This is a genomic window from Stenotrophomonas maltophilia group sp. LNF247, from assembly GCF_054083135.1.
Map to the genome: position 1 here is coordinate 208,918 of NZ_JBSRQL010000004.1, position 16,181 is coordinate 225,098.

The window sequence follows — 16,181 nt, forward strand, 5'->3', positions numbered from 1 at the left end:
GTCAGGGCCGTGTTTCGGACAAGTGAGGACGGCGCCCCAGCACCCACGCCAGGGCCGCGTGCACCGGCAGCAGCAGCACGATCCACTGCACGTTGTACTGGGCCTGCAGGCTCAGCCAGTGCAGCACCAGTGCGGCCACCGCCTGTACCGCCAGCAGCCACAACATGATGCTGAACATGCGTCCCGGCAGGCGCCGGCGCAGCAGCGCGATCGCACCGGGCAGCAGCAGCACGGCCAGCGGCGAAAGCAGCAGCAGGTTGCGGTTTGCCCACGCGGCGTAGTGGATGCTGAAGCCCCACAGGAACACCAGCACGCCACCCAACAGAGCGCACAGCAGCCAGAACGGCAGTGCCAGCCCGGCCAGCAGGCGCGGGCGGTTGCGCAGCGCCAGCACGCCAGCGGCGATCACCAGGCCGCACAGCAGCCACGGCCACCAGCGGCGTGCGAACTCCTTCGGCTCCGGATCGATGCGGTGCGGCAACAGTTCCTGTTCGGACTGCACCAGCGGCCGGCCATCGCTGTTGCGTGCCTGGCGCAGGGCATCGGCCAGGCGCATCGGGACGAACGCTTCCTGCCAGCGCGACAGCGGCTGGTCGGCGAACGGCCCCAGGCCCACATCGAAGCCCAGCCACATCCAGGGTGCCGGCGAGGCCAGACGGACCGATTCACTGCGATAGGTGTTGCCACGCGAGCGCCCCGACAGCTGCGACTGCAGGCCACCACCCAACGCCTTGTCGAGGGTGTCGCGCACCATCGTGGCGCAATTGGCGGTGTAATAGTCGTAGTGGTAGCGCGCGTTTTCCGGCTTGGCCCGCTCGGCCAGGTCAGCGGCCAGCGCACGCGCCTGGTCCGGGCGCAGGTCCAGCCATTGCACGCTGGCACCGCGGCCGGTCTCGTCGTAGTACGACAGGTCCTGCTGCAGCGGCAGCGCCACCAGGTAATACATCATGTCGCCACGTGCGAAGCGGCTGATGAAATCGTCCTCGGAGGGGTCGAAGTAGCCGAAGTTGTACGAGGTTGCGTCGCCGCTGAGCGGATCGACCACCACGATGGCGTCATGGCCGAAGCGTTCGAAGAACACCGTGCCCGGCTGCATGGTCACCACGCCGATGCGCGGAGCAGGGGCTTCAGCGCTGGCCGCGGGCACGGCAGGTGTGGCCGGCGCCGGCTGCGCGAAGGCGGCCAGCGGCAGGGCCATGGCCAACACGTAGAGTGTCAGCCACACCATGAGGATCAGGCCGCGGCGCTTCAAGCGTCGTCCTGCGCGTCCGGCGGCAGCACGGTCACGTGGAAGGCCTGTACCCGGCGCGCATCGGCGCGGGCCACGCGGAACATGAAGCGGTCCAGTGCCAGCTCATCGCCGACTTCCGGCAGATGGCCCACGGCCTCGGTGACCAAGCCACCGATCGTGTCGTAATCCTCGTCGGAGAACATTGCGCCGAAACGCTCGTTGAAGTCGCCGATCGGGGTCAGCGCGTCGACCACGTACTGTCCGTCGGACTGGATGGCGATCTGCGCCGACGGGTCCTCGGCCTCGTCATGCTCGTCGTCGATCTCGCCGACGATCTGTTCCAGCACGTCCTCGATGGTGACCAGGCCGGCGACACCGCCGTACTCGTCGACCACGATGGCCATGTGGTTGCGCGACAGGCGGAACTCCTTCAGCAGCACGTTGAGCTTCTTCGCCTCCGGAATCAGCACTGCCGGGCGCAGCAGCTCGCGTACGTTGGCCGGGCCGTTGTCGGCGACCACGCCGCGCAGCAGGTCCTTGGCCAGCAGGATGCCAAGGATGTCGTCCTTGTTCTCGCCGTGTACCGGGAAGCGTGAATGGCCGGATTCGACCACCTGCTTCATCAGTTCCAGGAAGGGCGCTTCAACCGGCAGCGAGACCATCTGCGAGCGCGAGATCATCACGTCGCCCACGGTCAGCTCGGCCACCGAAATGGCGCCTTCCATCATCTTCAGGGTATCGGCGGCGATCAGGCCTTCTTCCTGCGCGGTGTGCAGGACAGCGACCAGCTCGTCGCGGGTATGGGGTTCGCCGGAGAAGGCGGAGGTCAGGCGTTCAAGCCAGCCGCGCTTCTTTTCACTGTGCTCCGCAGGGGAGCTACTACTGTCGTCTTCTGACATCTCTGGAAAAAAGGCACCCGGCAGGCCGGGCGTTGACCCAAGTCTAGCAGGATGTGACGGCCTGTCAGTGACTGCCGGTGGCCGGGGCTGGGGCGGCCGCGGCCGGCTCCTCCTCGGGCAGGTCCAGGCTGTAGGTGCAGCCGGCCAGGGTCTTGCCCGGGTGGGAGGCCACGGTGGAGACGCTGAGGATGATCGACTCGATCTGGGCCTCGCCGGTCTTCGGGTCGGTCACGTCGCGGCTGACCAGCTCGCGGCCGGCCATGAACTTGCCGTCCTGGTCGTAGCCGGTCTCCAATTCCAGCCGTTTGGCCAGCGGGCGTGGGTCGGCCTGGTCGAGGACGGCCATGACGCTGGCGCCGGCCACCGCCACCCGATCGGTCTGTTGGCCGAAGACGGTGATCGGGCTGGCCAGCCGGAACTCGCTCATGAACTGGTTGCCCTGCGGCAGCGGCTGCAGGCCCTGGGCCACGGCCTTCAGCGGATCGGCCAGCAGCGGCGCCAGCGCGGCCTGCTCGGCCACGCCCTGGCGGCATTCGATCAGGGCCGGCAGGTCGACGCTGGAAGCGAAGGCGGATGGGACCGCAAGGGCACACAGCAGGGGCAGGCAGCAGCGCAGTGACACGGGCGGTTTCCGCAGGCGAAGGGCACCCATCATAGCTCCGGAGAGCGCCTGAACAGCCCGCTGAGAAGGCGCAGGAAACCGGTCATCGCCCGCCGCACGACCATCAGTGAGAGGGTAAGCACGACCGCGAGCATGGTGATCTGCATCGATTGCCCCGCGATGCGCACCACCGCCGGCCACAGGCCCGGGCTGGTCAGCCAGGGCAACATTTCCGATGCGGCTGTCCTGGCCACTTTCACGTAGATCACGGCCAGCACGAACAGCACCAGCAACGAGGTGCGGCTGGCATGGAAGAACGGAAGCGCGTTGACCGGCCTGCCAAGCCGCTGCTGCAGCAGCGTTCGCCACAGCACCGGCAGGGTCAAGGCACCGGCCAGTATCAGCACCATCGACGTTTCCCACAGCCCGGGCAGGTGGAGGGGTTCTGCTCTACCCGTGAGGTGTGGGCCGATCATGCCGGTCGCCAGCCCGGCCAGCAGGCACAAGGGCGAGAGCAGGGCCAGGCTGCGCAGCAGCCAGTGCCTGCCGCTGGGGTCGCGGGCGCTGATGCGGCGCACGGTGTACGCGCCCAGCACCAGCAGGCCTGCGAACAGGCCCGCACTCATTGCAATCGCCGTGAAGCTGTTTCCCGAGGTCATCCTTGGTTTCCTTGTGCCGCCATGCCAGGCGGCAAACAATTGCGCAGCGCGCGGACCGGCACCTGCAGCCCGGCTGGGTCAGGGCGATCGGCGCTGCGATGCCGCTGGGTACCAGCGCAGCCTGACCGGGTAGCCCAGCAGCGCCTGCAGGTGGTCGCGCACGGTCGCCGCCGTTGCGCGCGCGCCAGCGGTATCCCGGAGTTCCAGCTCCAGTTCACCGGTCATGACGTCCAGGCCATAGCCGGTCAGACCGGGCAGCTGCGGGATGAACCAGCCCTGCTGCGCCTGAAGACGGCGCTGCATCTCCGCTTCGGTCATTGAAGCGCCGATGATATAGCGCACGCGTTGCGGGCCGTCCGCCCCTGGATGGGTCTCATCCGCCTCGGAGGCTGGGCCAGTCAATCGCACGACGACGGTCCAACCCGTCGCATTGTCCACCCACATGCCGGCAAGGCGTGCCGCGTGGCGCGCCCTCAAGCGTTCCATCAATGCGTGCTGCTGCGCCTCGGCGACCGCCTGGCGGGCCGTCTGTTGGCTGACGTCAAAGAAGGCCTGCACCTCGGCGACTTTGGCGGCAATGTCGGCCGCGCTGTCGCTGGCCGGGAACGGCGACGGTCGTTCCCGGTCGGGGTCGATGCCCGGGGCAGTGGTTACCTGCAGAAGAGCGGCGATGAGAGCGGGCAACAGCGCGATGGGGTTGTCCTCCGTGATGAACCCGGTGTGTGTGGTCGTCAGCGCTCTCCGGCGTAGGGATCGGCGATGCCGAGCTCGGCCAGGATGTCGCGCTCCAGCTGTTCCATCGCCTCGGCTTCCTTGTCGTCCTCGTGGTCCCAGCCAAGCAGGTGCAGCACGCCGTGCACGGTCAGGTGCGCGTAATGGGCGTTGAGCGCCTTGCCCTGTTCGTCGGCTTCGCGGGCCACCACCGGTGCGCAGATCACCAGGTCGCCGAGCAGTGGAAACTTGACGCCCTTGGGCAGGCCTTCGGGAACTTCGGCCGGGAAGCTGAGCACGTTGGTGGCGTAGTCCTTGCCACGGTAATGGCGGTTCAGCGACTGGCCTTCCTTGGCATCGACCACGCGGATGGCCAGATCGGCCTCGCGGATGCGGCCCTTCAACGCAGCGGCCACCCACTTGCGAAAGCTCACGGCCGCCGGCAGGCCGGCACGCGGCAGGGCATAACTGACGGCGACGTCCAGTCGCACGGGACCACGGGTCATGGCGTCGCTCCAGGCTGGATCTGATGCAGGTCGCGGCGGTCGTAGGCGCTGACGATGCGCGCGACCAGCGGGTGGCGGACCACGTCGCGGGATTCGAAGAAGGTGAAGCTGACGCCCTCGACTTCACGCAGCACATCGATGGCGTCGCGCAGACCGGATTTCACGTGCTTGGGCAGGTCGGTCTGGGTCAGGTCACCGGTGACCACCGCGGTGGAGCCGTAGCCCAGGCGGGTCAGGAACATCTTCATCTGTTCGATGGTGGTGTTCTGTGCTTCGTCCAGGATCACGAATGCATCGTTGAGCGTGCGGCCGCGCATGTAGGCCAGCGGCGCGATCTCGATGACGTTCTTCTCCAGCAGCTTGACCACCTTCTCCACGCCCATCATCTCGTACAGGGCGTCGTACAACGGTCGCAGGTAGGGATCGACCTTCTGGCTCAGGTCGCCTGGAAGGAAGCCCAGCTTCTCGCCGGCTTCCACCGCGGGGCGCACCAGGATCAGGCGCTGCACCCGCGATTCGTTCAGTGCTTCGACCGCGCTGGCCACGGCCAGGAAGGTCTTGCCGGTACCGGCCGGGCCGATGCCGAAGTTGATGTCGTGGGTGGCGATCTGGTGCAGGTAGCGGGACTGATTGGCGCCACGGCCACGTACCGTACCGCGCTTGACCTTGATCGCGACCTCCTGCGCTTCGTAGGAGCGTTCGGCGATCTGCTCGACATTGGCCTGCGCCAGGCGCAGATGGATGGCGTGGTTGTCAAAGACGGTCTCGCCGGCTTCGGCGTACAGCGCTTCAACCAGCTTCTGCGCCTCCACGATGGCTTCATTGGGCCCGCTGATGCGGAACACGAAGCCACGGTTTGCGATCTCCACGCCGAGCTTCAGCTCGATCTGGCGCAGGTGCCCGTCGAAGGGGCCGCACAGGTTGGCCAATCGCTCGTTGTCTTCCGGCGACAGGGTGAAGTCTCGATGATCGATGCTTTTCATTGCTTGGGGTGGGGCGGGTTCGCCGTCCACCGCGATGGACTTGGGATGACAAGGTTACGCGCGTACCGGGCATGCGGCCAGCAGCGGGCCGATACGCGGTTTTCCACACCCGGTGTGGACGGGGGGCGCGAAAACCTGTGGATAGGCCTTCGCAGTGCTTGTGCCACAAGGCGTATGAGGCGGTGGTGAAAAAACCGTCACAGCCGGCCGGCTCCTGTGACGGCAGCGCATCTTCCGCTGCCAGGCACCCAGTACGGCCGCCCCCGTTCGGTTCTCCACACCAGCTGTGGAATGATGCTGAATCAAGCTGTGGATAGGTGGAGAGGAGCCTTGCAGCAAAAGGCTCGCCCGTACGTGGCGAAAAAACCGTCAGGGCTGATCGGAATCATTGAGGGTGCACGGGGCAGCTGGCACCGTGTCGCCGTCGCAGGAGGGGATGGTATGGGCATCGGCAACGGGATGCGTGGACTCGGGCTGGCGGCCATCGGCCTGCTGGCAGGCTGTGGGCAGTCAACGCCAACGGCGCTGGGCACACTGGAGTGGGACCGGATCACGGTGCCGGCGCCGGCGGCCGAGGTGATCGCCACGTTGGAGGTGCGCGAGGGCCAGCGGGTCAAGGCCGGGGCCGTGCTGATGCAGCTCGACCCCGCCCGCGGCGACGCGCAGTTCGCGGTGGCGCAGGCCGACACGGCGCGCGCGCAGGCCCAGCTGGAAGAGCTGAAGCTCGGCCCGCGGCAGGAACAGATCGCACAGGCCCAGGCACAACTGGCCGCGTTGCGCGCGCAGTCTGCTGAAGCCACTGCCTACTATCGGCGCGTGCAACCATTGGCACGCCAGCGCCTGATCGCCGCCGCCGAGCTGGACCGTGCACGGGCGGCCGCCGGCAATGCCGCGGCCAGCGTGCGTGCCGCCGAGCAGGCCTGGCTGGAACGGGTGCACGGCAGTCGCGCGCAGGACATCGCCCAGGGCCAGGCGGCCGCCGACGCCGCACAGGCGCAGCAGGTGGTGCAGGGCGTCAACCTGCAGAAGCTGCAGCTGCGCGCACCGCGCGATGGCGTGATCGATGCCTTGCCGTACCGGCAGGGTGACCAGGCACCGATCGGGGCGCCACTGGCGGTGCTGCTGGTTGGCGAGCGCCCCTATGCGCGCGTCTACCTGCCGCAGCCACTGCGCCTGCAGGTCAAGGTCGGCCAGCCGGCGCAGATACAGCTGGAGGGAGGGCGCACCGTACTGAAGGGCCATGTGCGCGCGATCCGCAGCGAGCCTTCATTCACCCCGTACTACGCACTGACCGGCGATGACGTCGAGCGCCTGAGCTACCTCGCCGAGATCGAAGTGGATGAAGCCAGCGACATGCAGACGCTTCCGGCCGGGCTGCCGGTGCAGGTGCGCTTCTGAACACCGGTGCGGACATCGCAGTGCATGCGCAGGGCCTGACCCGCCGCTTCGGCGATCTGCTGGCCGTGGACAAGGTCGACCTGACCGTGCCCCGTGGCCAGGTCTATGGTTTCCTGGGCCCGAACGGGTCGGGCAAGTCGACCACCATCCGCATGCTGTGCGGCCTGCTGGAACCCAGTGCGGGGCAGATCGAGGTGCTGGGCCTGGCGGTTCCCGAGCAGGCCGAAGCACTGCGCCGGCGCATCGGCTACATGACCCAGCGCTTCTCGCTGTACGAAGACCTATCGGTACGCGAGAACCTGGAATTCCTCGCCGCCATCCAGGGCCTGCCGCGCAACCAGGCCCGGCAACGGGTCGATGCGCTGCTGCAGCAGTACCGGTTGCAGGACCGGCAGCCGCAGCTGGCCGGTACGCTCAGCGGCGGGCAGAAGCAGCGCCTGGCCCTGGCCGGCGCCGTGGTGCATTCGCCCGAACTGCTGTTCCTGGACGAGCCGACCAGCGCGGTCGACCCGGAGTCACGCCGCGACTTCTGGGAGGCCCTGTTTGAACTTGCCGACGCCGGTACCACCGTGCTGGTCTCGACCCACTACATGGACGAAGCCGAGCGCTGCCACCGGCTGGCTATTCTTGATCGTGGCGCGCTGGTCGCCGATGGCACGCCGGCCGAACTGTGTGCGCAGCTGGACGGCCGCACGCTGCAGGTCACGTCATCGCAGCCACGCCAGGCCAGCCGCGTGCTGGCCGAGCTGCCCGGCGTGCTGAGCGTGGCGCAGATCGGCACCCATCTGCGCGTGCTGTGCAATGAGGGCGTAGCGGATGTCGCAGTGCTGCGGCGCGCGCTGGCCAGCGCCGACCCGCAAGCGCATATCGAAACCGTAGCGCCGAACCTGGAAGACGTGTTTGTCGCCGCCACCCGCGGCCGTGGGCGGGAGCCGGCGGCATGAACCTGCGCCGGCTGTGGGCGATCGTGCTCAAGGAGCTGCGGCAGCTGCGCCGCGACCGCATCACGCTGGCGATGATCGTCGGCATTCCGGTGATGCAGCTGCTGCTGTTCGGGTATGCGATCAACCTCAACCTGCGCCACCTCGATGCGGGTATCGCCGACCAGGCCAACAGCGCCGCCTCTCGCGCGCTGGTGCAGGACATGGTCGCTACCGGCGTGATCACGCCGCGCAGCGAGGCCTACACGCCGGACCAGCTGATGCAGGCACTGCGCCGCGGCGAGATCAGCGTCGGCATCGTGGTGCCGGCCGACTTCGAGCGTCGCCGCTTCGATGGACGCGAAGCGGTACAGGTGCTGGTCGATGGCAGCGACACCGTGGTGCAGAGTGCGGCGATCCAGCTGGCGCAGGTGCCACTGGATGCGCGCCCGACTAGCAATACGCGGCCGCTACGCGAAGGCAGCATCGCAGGTGGTCCAATCAGCGTGACCAGCTTCTACAACCCGCAGCGGCGCTCGGCGGTGAACATCGTGCCCGGCCTGATCGGGGTGATCCTGACCATGACCCTGGTGATGTTCACGGCGGTGGCGGTGGTGCGCGAGCGCGAGCGCGGCAACATGGAACTGCTGATCGCCACGCCGGTATCGCGCAGCGAACTGATGGTCGGCAAGGTGCTGCCCTATGCAGCGATCGGCCTGCTGCAGACCACCCTGGTGCTGGCGCTGGGTACCTGGCTGTTCCAAGTGCCGATCCGCGGCAGCCTGCTGGACATCTATCTGGCCGCGGTGCTGCTGGTGCTGGCCAACCTGGCGCTGGGCCTGCTGATCTCCACGCGCGCGCGTTCGCAGTTCCAGGCGATGCAGATGACGCTGTTCCTGTTCCTGCCGTCGATCCTGCTGTCGGGTTTCATGTTCCCGTTCGCCGGCATGCCGCGGCCGGTGCAGTGGCTGGCCGAGGTGCTGCCGCTGACCCACTTCCTGCGCCTGGTGCGCGGCATCATGCTGCGCGGCGCCTCCCTATGGGAGCTGTGGCACGACGCGCTGGCGCTGCTGGCCTTCATCGTGGTGATGATGACGCTGGCGATCCTGCGTTTCCGCAAGCGCCTGGATTGAGGCCCGTCATTCGGTAGTGCCGGCCGCTGGCCGGCATCATTTCCGGTAGGTGCCGACCGTTGGTCGGCACACCTTATTCCGCCACCACGCGCCCACGCAGCGAGTTGGTAAGCGCTTCGGTGATCAGCACATCCACGAACTGGCCGATCAACCGCGCAGGCGCCGGGAAATTCACCGAACGCATGTTCTCGGTCTTGCCGGTCAGTTCGTTCGGATTCTTGCGCGACGGCCCTTCCACCAGCACGGTCTGCACGGTACCGACCATCTTCTCCGAGATGCTGGCGGCGTGCGCATTGATGCGCTCCTGCAGCCGCGACAGGCGAGCGTGCTTCTCGGCATCGCTGATCGTGTCCTCCAGATCGGCCGCTGGCGTGCCCGGGCGGCGCGAATAGATGAAGGAGAAGCTGTGGTCGAAGCCGATGTCCTCGATCAGCTTCATGGTCTTCTCGAAGTCGGCATCGGTCTCGCCGGGGAAGCCGACAATGAAGTCCGAGCTGATCGAGATGTCCGGGCGCACCGCGCGCAGCTTGCGGATCTTCGACTTGAATTCCAGTGCGGTGTAACCACGCTTCATCGCCGACAACACGCGGTCGCTGCCGGCCTGCACCGGCAGGTGCAGGAAGTTGGCCAGCTGCGGCACGTCGCGGAAAGCATCGATCAGCGAATCGCTGAACTCCAGCGGATGCGAGGTGGTGAAGCGGATGCGGCCGACGCCGTCGATCTCGGCGATGGTACGGATCAGCAGGCCAAGGTCGGCGAATTCGCCGTCCCCATAAGGCCCTCGGTAGGCATTGACGTTCTGGCCGAGCAGGTTGATCTCGCGCACGCCCTGTGCGGCCAGCTGCGCCACTTCCACCACCACGTCCTCGAACGGGCGGCTGACTTCGGTGCCGCGGGTGTAGGGCACCACGCAGAACGAGCAGTATTTGGAACAGCCTTCCATGATCGACACGAATGCCGAGGGACCTTCGGCGCGCGGCTCGGGCAGGCGGTCGAACTTCTCGATCTCGGGGAAGCTGATGTCCACCTGCGGGCGCTTCTGCTCGCGGCGTGCGCGGATCAGTTCCGGCAGGCGGTGCAGGGTCTGCGGGCCGAACACCAGGTCAACGAACGGCGCGCGCTTGATGATCGCCTCGCCTTCCTGCGAGGCCACGCAGCCGCCCACGCCGATGATGACCTCACGCCCCTTGTTCTTCAGGCCCTTCCACACGCCCAGCTGGCTGAACACCTTCTCCTGCGCCTTCTCGCGGATGGAGCAGGTGTTGACCAGGATGACGTCGGCGTCGTCCGGGCTGTCGGTCAGTTCCAGGCCATCGCTGGCGGCAAGTACGTCGGCCATCTTGGCCGAGTCGTACTCGTTCATCTGGCAACCGTGGGTCTTGATGTACAGCTTGCCCTTGACCTGGTCAGGCTTGCGCGGACCAGCGGGCAGGGCAACGAGCGGGGTACCGCCCGGCGTGACGGGCGGAAAGACGTCTGGCGTCCCGGTCATGGCGCTTAATCCATTCGGGTGGCGGGAAAGCGGGCAATTCTACCCGCATCCCGCGCCAGCCGCCGCGTTCATGCGGCCAAGCCCAAGCCCGGCGTGGTCATCACTGTAGAGCCGAGCCCACGCTCGGCTGCCTTGTGCAAGGCGGAGGAGCAGCCGAGCGTGGGCTCGGCTCTACAAGGAAAGCCGGCCGGCGCTGCTTATGCCGCTGCCAGCTCCGCATCGATCTGCCGCGAACGGTCGAAGGCGGTCATCGCGCTCATCCGCGCAATGTAATCAGCCGTGGCCGGCGCAGGCTGCACCAGGCCGAAGGCCGTGGTCCAGGCCAGCGCATTGCCCCACAGCACATCGGCGGCACTCATCGTCCCGCCGAGCAGGTAGGGACCCTGTGCCAGCTGGGCCTCGACCACCTGCAGCACGGTGTCCGCATCGTTGTACGGTGACATCAGGCGCGGCGGTGGCTCGCGGCGCATCGCCTTGTCGATCATCGCTGGCTCGAAGCAGGCGCCGTAGAAGGCCATCCAGCGAAGGTAGGGCCCGCGCAGGGCGTCGCCGATCGGCGGTGCCAGCCCGGCTTCCGGATACAGGTCGGCCAGGTACAGATAAATGGCGACCTGCTCGGTCACCAGTGCGCCGTTGTGGACGATGGCCGGCACCTTGCCCATCGGGTTGATGGCCAGATAGGCCGGAGCCAGGTTGGCGCCGGCTTTCAGGTCCAGCACCTGCATGCGGTAGTCGGCACCCAGCGCTTCGAGCAGAGCCACGGCGCCGCTCGAGCGGGATCGGGCGGCGTGGTACAGGGTGATCTGGCGTGAGGTCATGGCATTGCTCCTTGCGGTGGGTGGTGAACTGGAAGCCATCCTGGGGCACTATTGCGGACGACTTCTGTCCTCGATTCTTCATGCGCCATACCGCCCATCGACTGCTGCGCCTGATCGCCCTGCTGCAGGCCCGCCGCCAGTGGTCCGGGGCTGAGCTGGCCGAGCGCATGGGCGTGGACCGGCGCAGCATCCGCCGCGATATCGAGCGCCTGCGCGAGCTGGGCTACCCGGTCCACGCCTCGTCAGGGGTGGGCGGCGGCTACCAGCTCGGGGCGGGGGCGCCGGTATTGCCGATGCTGCTGGACGAGGAGGAGGCAACCACCCTGGCCATCGCCCTGCGTGCCGCGTCTGCGACCGTCGCCGGCATCGACGACACTGCGCGGGGCCTGTTGTCCAAGCTCGACCCGCTGGTGCCGACCCGCCGCCGCCGGCAGGCCGGGGAGGTGCATGCGGCGACGGCCACCCTGTCCGACCTTCCGTCCACCGACGCACGCCTGCTCGGACGGCTGGCCCAGCACTGTCGGCAGGCGTCGCGGCTGGCCTTCGAATACCGCAGTGCGCAGGACGCGGTCACCCAGCGCGAGGTCGAGGCCCAGCACCTGGTCAATTACGGGCGGCGCTGGTATCTGCTTGCCTGGGACCTGGGGCGGCAGGACTGGCGCACTCTGCGCGTGGACCGCATGGGGGCCGTACGTGAGTGCTCCGAGCCGGGCCTGCACCGGCGCACGCCAGCCCCTCCGGACGTGATGGTGCGGCAGGCGGTCAGCCAGGCGCCGTTCGCACTGCAGGCCATCGTCCGCCTGGCCGGCAGCCGCACCGAGCTGGAAGGTCGCATCCCACCGTGGTGTGGTGTGCTGGAGGCTGATGGTACCGGCCATTGCCTGTTGCGCATGGGCGCCGAGAGCCGCGGCATGATGCTGGCGCAGATCCTCAGCCTGGACCGGGTGCCGGTGGCGTTGTGGACCACACCGCCGGGCCTGCGCGATGAGCTGGCACAGCGTTTGGCCGGATTGGGCCAGGTGCTGGCTGTGCCGCCGGTCACAGGCTGAGCCACGTCGCTTGGCAAGCCCCGGCGAAGCTGGGACACTCGCGGCATGAAGGGGATACTGGGGACAACGGCGATCATCATCGCTGCGCTGACCGCTGCGCCGGCCAGCGCCGGCACCCTGTACAAGTGCCAGGGCGCCGACGGGGTCACCAGCTACGTGAGCAAGCGAGTGGCCGGCGCGCGCTGCAGCAGCATCAGCTACAGCCGCGATACCCGGCCGGCACCGCGCCCTGTGGTGGTCGCGCCGAAGCCTGCGTCGACCACCGTGGCCAGCATCGAACGCAATCCGGTCGCCGTGGCGGCCAGCGCCGCTGCGCCCACTGCGGTCGCGTCGACGCCTGCTGCCCCCGCGCCTGCTGCGGCACCGACGGCCTCGCGGGCCGGGCGGATGGTCAGCGGCCAGGTCTATTCCTTCATGAAGGATGGGGTGCGCCACTACACCAGTGCGCGGCCAACCCAGGTCGCCAACCTCGGCCCGGTGCGTACCATCCGCTACAGTTTCATGGAGCGCTGTTATGCCTGTGGCGTCAACCCACGCGTGGACTTCGGTTCGGTGCGCTTGAACACCACCGCGTTCCAGACCGAGATCACCTCGGCCGCACGCGAGTTCGGCGTCGAAGAAGCCGTGGTGCGCGCCATCATCCACGCCGAGTCGGCCTACAACCCGACCGCGCTCAGCCGCGCCGGCGCGCAGGGCCTGATGCAGCTGATGCCGCCGACCGCGGCCCGCTTCGGGGTCAGCGATTCCTATGATGCCGGGCAGAACATCCGCGGTGGCGTGCAGTATCTTGCGTGGTTGCTGAAGCGCTTCAATGGCGACCTGACCCTGGCTGCGGCCGGCTACAACGCCGGCGAGGGCGCGGTCGACCGCCACGGTGGCGTGCCGCCCTACAGCGAGACGCAGTACTACGTGCGCCGGGTCGGGCAGCTGGCCGAGCGTTACCGCACCGCATTGAGTCACCAGTAGGTGCCGACCGTTGGTCGGCACTCCCTTGAACAGGTGGGTGCCGACTGTCAGCCGGCACTCCTTGCAAAGAGCGTTGTGTGGCGCGCGACGGTTCCGCTACACTCGACCGCGATTCAATGCGGCTCTGGCCCCCACCGGATCCGCTGGCAGCCTTAAAGCTACCTAATCAATATCGGAGTGCCGGATGGCCAACGATGGGGTACACGATCCAGTCAACACCGGACGTCGGCGTTTTCTTTCTGCCACCACAGCCGTGGTGGGCGCCGTCGGCGTCGGATTCACCGCCGTTCCTTTCATCAGATCCTGGAACCCCAGTGCCCGCGCCAAGCTTGCCGGCGCACCGGTGGTGGCCGATATCAGCGCCCTGCAGGAAGGCCAACGCCTGATCGTGGAATGGCGTGGCCAGCCGATCTGGATCGTCAAGCGGTCCAAGGCCATCCTCGATGCGCTGCATGGGCTGGACGGCCGTCTCAAGGACCCCGAGTCCGGCGAGAAGGACCAGCAGCCGGACTACGTGCTGAAGCAGAACCCCGAACTGCGCTCGATCAAGCCGGACATCTCCGTACTGGTCGGCCTGTGCACGCACCTGGGCTGCTCGCCGGAAATGGTCGCCGAAATCCGGCCTGAGCCCTACGACCCGCAGTGGAAGGGCGGCTACTTCTGCCCCTGCCACAAGTCGCGCTTCGACATGTCCGGACGCGTCTTCAAGGACGTGCCGGCGCCGATCAACCTGAAGGTGCCCGCGCACCATTACCAGGACGACAACACCATCATCATCGGTGTCGATCCGCAGGGGGCTGCCTGATGGCCAATATCCTCAGCCGTACCGCCAGCGGCGTGGCCGACTGGGTCAATGCCCGCGCGCCGGGCCTGATGCCGGTCTATCGCAAGCATGTGAGCGAGTACTACGCGCCGAAGAACTTCAACATCTGGTACTACTTCGGTTCGCTGGCGCTGCTGGTGCTGGTCAACCAGATCGTCACCGGCATCTTCCTGACGATGCACTACAAGACCAGCGCCGCCGAGGCGTTCGGCTCCATCGAGTACATCATGCGGGACGTGGAGTGGGGCTGGCTGATCCGCTACATGCACTCCACGGGTGCCTCGCTGTTCTTCATCGTGGTCTACCTGCACATGTTCCGTGGCCTGCTCTACGGCAGTTACCAGAAGCCACGAGAGCTGGTGTGGATCCTCGGCATGCTGATCTACCTGGTGTTGATGGCCGAAGCCTTCATGGGCTACGTGCTGCCGTGGGGCCAGATGTCGTTCTGGGGCGCCAAGGTGATCATCTCGCTGTTCGGTGCCATTCCGGTGATCGGCAACGGCCTGACCGAGTGGATCATGGGCGATTACCTGCCCAGTGACGCCACGCTCAACCGCTTCTTCGCGCTGCATGTCATCGCCTTGCCGCTGGTGCTGTTGCTGCTGGTGGTACTGCACCTGGGCGCGCTGCACGAAGTGGGTTCGAACAACCCCGATGGCGTGGAGATCAAGAAGGGGCCGAAGGGCAACCGCTGGTCGCCGAACGCTCCGGCCGACGGTATTCCGTTCCACCCGTACTACACGCTCAAGGATGGTGTAGGCGCCGGCTTCCTGCTGATCATCGCCGCCTTCATCATCTTCTTCGCGCCTGGTTTCGGCGGCCTGTTCCTGGAGCACGACAACTTCACCGAGGCCAACCGCCTGGTCACCCCGGAGCACATCAAGCCGGTCTGGTACTACACGCCGTACTACGCGATGTTGCGCGTGGTGCCGAACAAGCTCGGTGGCGTGCTGGTGATGTTCTCGGCCATCGCGATCCTGTTCCTGGTGCCGTGGTTGGACAAGGCGAAGGTGAAATCGGTGCGCTACCGCGGCTGGATCTCGAGGGTGATGCTGGGCGTGCTGGCGGTGTGCTTCGTGTGGCTGGGCGTGATCGGCTCCGGCCCGGGCACCGACGTGCATGAAACCTACATCGGCCGGGTGCTGACCTTCCTGTACTTCGCCTTCTTCATCACCATGCCGCTATGGACAAGGCTGGACAAGACCAAGCCGGTACCGGAGAGGGTGACCACGCATGACTGAGCGCTGGATGGTCCGGCTGGCCCTGGCGGCCACCCTGATGCTGGGCAGTTTCCTGGCCTCCGCCGCCGAGGGCGGCACCAAGCTGCTGCAGGCAGGCAACGATCTGGGTGACCGCGCCTCGCTGCAGCGCGGCGCACAGTTGTACATGAACTACTGCTCCGGCTGCCATGCGCTGAAGTACCTGCGCTATTCGCGGATGGCGCAGGACCTGGGCCTGACCGAGGAAGAGGTGATGAACAACCTCAACTTCACCGGCTCGGCGATCGGCGACCCGATCCCGGTGGCGATGCCCAAGGAGAACGCGGAGAAGTGGTTCGGCAAGATGCCGCCGGATCTCAGCCTGATCGCGCGCGTGCGCGGCAGCGACTGGGTCTACACCTACCTCAAGTCGTTCTATCTGGACAGCAGCCGGCCGCTGGGCTGGAACAACGCGCTGTTCGCCAACGCCTCCATGCCGAACCCGCTGTGGGAGATGCAGGGCCTGCAGCACGCCGTGCATGGCAAGGCCGAAGGCCCCGGCATGGACCCGCCGGTGACCGGCCTGAAGATTGAAACGCCGGGATCGGTGGATGCCGGACAGTACGACCAGGCCGTGCGGGACATCACCAATTTCCTCGAATACGCCGGCGAGCCGGCCGCGCTCAAGCGCCAGCAGCTGGGCGTGTGGGTGATCCTGTTCCTGGCCCTGCTGACCTTCCTGCTGTACCTGCTGAAGAAGGAATACTGGAAGGACGTCCACTGATTCGGCCGC

General features: G+C 67.0%; 17 protein-coding genes. 8 read left to right on the top strand and 9 right to left on the bottom strand.

What is annotated here, in order from left to right; genetic code table 11:
• Position 1: 1 nt before the first annotated feature.
• The 7 genes from ACTXG9_RS06215 to ACTXG9_RS06245 form a co-directional block, all read right to left on the bottom strand.
• Positions 2–1,252 (bottom strand): lipoprotein N-acyltransferase Lnb domain-containing protein, encoded by a 1,251-nt coding sequence (locus tag ACTXG9_RS06215; protein WP_021203564.1) that lies wholly within the window; start codon positions 1,250–1,252, stop codon positions 2–4.
• Positions 1,249–2,130, bottom strand: coding sequence for an HlyC/CorC family transporter (locus tag ACTXG9_RS06220; protein ID WP_019659043.1), 882 nt, complete (start codon positions 2,128–2,130; stop codon positions 1,249–1,251). Before ACTXG9_RS06220 ends, ACTXG9_RS06215 begins: the two co-directional genes overlap by 4 nt.
• Before the next feature lie 64 nt (positions 2,131–2,194).
• Entirely contained in the window at positions 2,195–2,782 is a 588-nt protein-coding gene (locus ACTXG9_RS06225) for a hypothetical protein (protein WP_021203565.1), read from the bottom strand.
• On the bottom strand, positions 2,782–3,390 hold the full coding sequence (locus tag ACTXG9_RS06230) for a hypothetical protein (RefSeq protein ID WP_207049571.1): 609 nt from the start codon (positions 3,388–3,390) through the stop codon (positions 2,782–2,784). Before ACTXG9_RS06230 ends, ACTXG9_RS06225 begins: the two co-directional genes overlap by 1 nt.
• 78 nt (positions 3,391–3,468) lie before the next feature.
• The gene (locus ACTXG9_RS06235; RefSeq protein WP_019659040.1) at positions 3,469–4,074 is read right to left on the bottom strand and encodes a hypothetical protein; all 606 of its coding nucleotides are present in this window, start codon (positions 4,072–4,074) and stop codon (positions 3,469–3,471) included.
• Between the two features lie 47 nt (positions 4,075–4,121).
• The gene (ybeY, locus tag ACTXG9_RS06240) at positions 4,122–4,607 is read right to left on the bottom strand and encodes an rRNA maturation RNase YbeY (RefSeq protein ID WP_019659039.1); all 486 of its coding nucleotides are present in this window, start codon (positions 4,605–4,607) and stop codon (positions 4,122–4,124) included.
• A complete protein-coding gene (locus tag ACTXG9_RS06245; protein ID WP_019659038.1) occupies positions 4,604–5,590 on the bottom strand; it encodes a PhoH family protein in 987 nt (328 codons plus the stop codon). Before ACTXG9_RS06245 ends, ybeY begins: the two co-directional genes overlap by 4 nt.
• 441 nt (positions 5,591–6,031) lie before the next feature.
• Between ACTXG9_RS06245 and ACTXG9_RS06250 the strand changes: the two genes are divergently transcribed.
• The 3 genes from ACTXG9_RS06250 to ACTXG9_RS06260 are packed head-to-tail and all read left to right on the top strand — an operon-like array spanning position 6,032 to position 9,041.
• A complete protein-coding gene (locus ACTXG9_RS06250) occupies positions 6,032–6,988 on the top strand; it encodes an HlyD family secretion protein (RefSeq protein ID WP_021203568.1) in 957 nt (318 codons plus the stop codon).
• Positions 6,989–7,008: 20 nt separating this feature from the next.
• Entirely contained in the window at positions 7,009–7,932 is a 924-nt protein-coding gene (locus ACTXG9_RS06255) for an ABC transporter ATP-binding protein (RefSeq protein WP_111097895.1), read from the top strand.
• Positions 7,929–9,041 (top strand): ABC transporter permease, encoded by a 1,113-nt coding sequence (locus ACTXG9_RS06260; RefSeq protein ID WP_111097896.1) that lies wholly within the window; start codon positions 7,929–7,931, stop codon positions 9,039–9,041. Before ACTXG9_RS06255 ends, ACTXG9_RS06260 begins: the two co-directional genes overlap by 4 nt.
• 73 nt (positions 9,042–9,114) lie before the next feature.
• Here the strand turns inward: ACTXG9_RS06260 and miaB are convergent, their stop codons facing one another.
• A complete protein-coding gene (miaB, locus tag ACTXG9_RS06265; RefSeq protein WP_111097897.1) occupies positions 9,115–10,533 on the bottom strand; it encodes a tRNA (N6-isopentenyl adenosine(37)-C2)-methylthiotransferase MiaB in 1,419 nt (472 codons plus the stop codon).
• Between the two features lie 197 nt (positions 10,534–10,730).
• A complete protein-coding gene (locus tag ACTXG9_RS06270; protein WP_111097898.1) occupies positions 10,731–11,351 on the bottom strand; it encodes a glutathione S-transferase family protein in 621 nt (206 codons plus the stop codon).
• Between the two features lie 80 nt (positions 11,352–11,431).
• Here ACTXG9_RS06270 and ACTXG9_RS06275 point away from each other — a divergent pair, with 80 nt between their 5' ends.
• The 5 genes from ACTXG9_RS06275 to ACTXG9_RS06295 all read left to right on the top strand — a co-directional run bounded on the left by ACTXG9_RS06275 (position 11,432) and on the right by ACTXG9_RS06295 (position 16,172).
• Positions 11,432–12,400, top strand: a complete 969-nt coding sequence (locus ACTXG9_RS06275; RefSeq protein ID WP_111097899.1) for a helix-turn-helix transcriptional regulator — start codon at positions 11,432–11,434, stop codon at positions 12,398–12,400.
• Positions 12,401–12,445: 45 nt separating this feature from the next.
• Positions 12,446–13,366 (top strand): lytic transglycosylase domain-containing protein, encoded by a 921-nt coding sequence (locus ACTXG9_RS06280; protein ID WP_111097900.1) that lies wholly within the window; start codon positions 12,446–12,448, stop codon positions 13,364–13,366.
• A gap of 184 nt (positions 13,367–13,550) precedes the next feature.
• On the top strand, positions 13,551–14,171 hold the full coding sequence (gene petA, locus ACTXG9_RS06285) for a ubiquinol-cytochrome c reductase iron-sulfur subunit (RefSeq protein ID WP_021203575.1): 621 nt from the start codon (positions 13,551–13,553) through the stop codon (positions 14,169–14,171).
• Positions 14,171–15,430 carry a cytochrome b gene (locus ACTXG9_RS06290; RefSeq protein ID WP_019659030.1) on the top strand — a complete coding sequence of 420 codons (1,260 nt, stop codon included), beginning with the start codon at positions 14,171–14,173 and terminating at the stop codon, positions 15,428–15,430. Before petA ends, ACTXG9_RS06290 begins: the two co-directional genes overlap by 1 nt.
• Positions 15,423–16,172 carry a cytochrome c1 gene (locus tag ACTXG9_RS06295; protein ID WP_058979545.1) on the top strand — a complete coding sequence of 250 codons (750 nt, stop codon included), beginning with the start codon at positions 15,423–15,425 and terminating at the stop codon, positions 16,170–16,172. Before ACTXG9_RS06290 ends, ACTXG9_RS06295 begins: the two co-directional genes overlap by 8 nt.
• Positions 16,173–16,181: the final 9 nt, after the last annotated feature.

Excerpts from the sequence above, each read along its gene's own strand:
- ACTXG9_RS06220 (WP_019659043.1), bottom strand. The coding sequence starts at position 2,130 with ATGTCAGAAGACGACAGTAGTAGCTCCCCTGCGGAGCACAGTGAAAAG.
- ACTXG9_RS06225 (WP_021203565.1), bottom strand. The coding sequence starts at position 2,782 with ATGGGTGCCCTTCGCCTGCGGAAACCGCCCGTGTCACTGCGCTGCTGC.
- ACTXG9_RS06230 (WP_207049571.1), bottom strand. The coding sequence starts at position 3,390 with ATGACCTCGGGAAACAGCTTCACGGCGATTGCAATGAGTGCGGGCCTG.
- ybeY (WP_019659039.1), bottom strand. The coding sequence starts at position 4,607 with ATGACCCGTGGTCCCGTGCGACTGGACGTCGCCGTCAGTTATGCCCTG.
- ACTXG9_RS06245 (WP_019659038.1), bottom strand. The coding sequence starts at position 5,590 with ATGAAAAGCATCGATCATCGAGACTTCACCCTGTCGCCGGAAGACAAC.
- ACTXG9_RS06250 (WP_021203568.1), top strand. The coding sequence starts at position 6,032 with ATGGGCATCGGCAACGGGATGCGTGGACTCGGGCTGGCGGCCATCGGC.
- ACTXG9_RS06260 (WP_111097896.1), top strand. The coding sequence starts at position 7,929 with ATGAACCTGCGCCGGCTGTGGGCGATCGTGCTCAAGGAGCTGCGGCAG.
- miaB (WP_111097897.1), bottom strand. The coding sequence starts at position 10,533 with ATGACCGGGACGCCAGACGTCTTTCCGCCCGTCACGCCGGGCGGTACC.
- ACTXG9_RS06270 (WP_111097898.1), bottom strand. The coding sequence starts at position 11,351 with ATGACCTCACGCCAGATCACCCTGTACCACGCCGCCCGATCCCGCTCG.
- ACTXG9_RS06275 (WP_111097899.1), top strand. The coding sequence starts at position 11,432 with ATGCGCCATACCGCCCATCGACTGCTGCGCCTGATCGCCCTGCTGCAG.
- ACTXG9_RS06280 (WP_111097900.1), top strand. The coding sequence starts at position 12,446 with ATGAAGGGGATACTGGGGACAACGGCGATCATCATCGCTGCGCTGACC.
- petA (WP_021203575.1), top strand. The coding sequence starts at position 13,551 with ATGGCCAACGATGGGGTACACGATCCAGTCAACACCGGACGTCGGCGT.
- ACTXG9_RS06290 (WP_019659030.1), top strand. The coding sequence starts at position 14,171 with ATGGCCAATATCCTCAGCCGTACCGCCAGCGGCGTGGCCGACTGGGTC.
- ACTXG9_RS06295 (WP_058979545.1), top strand. The coding sequence starts at position 15,423 with ATGACTGAGCGCTGGATGGTCCGGCTGGCCCTGGCGGCCACCCTGATG.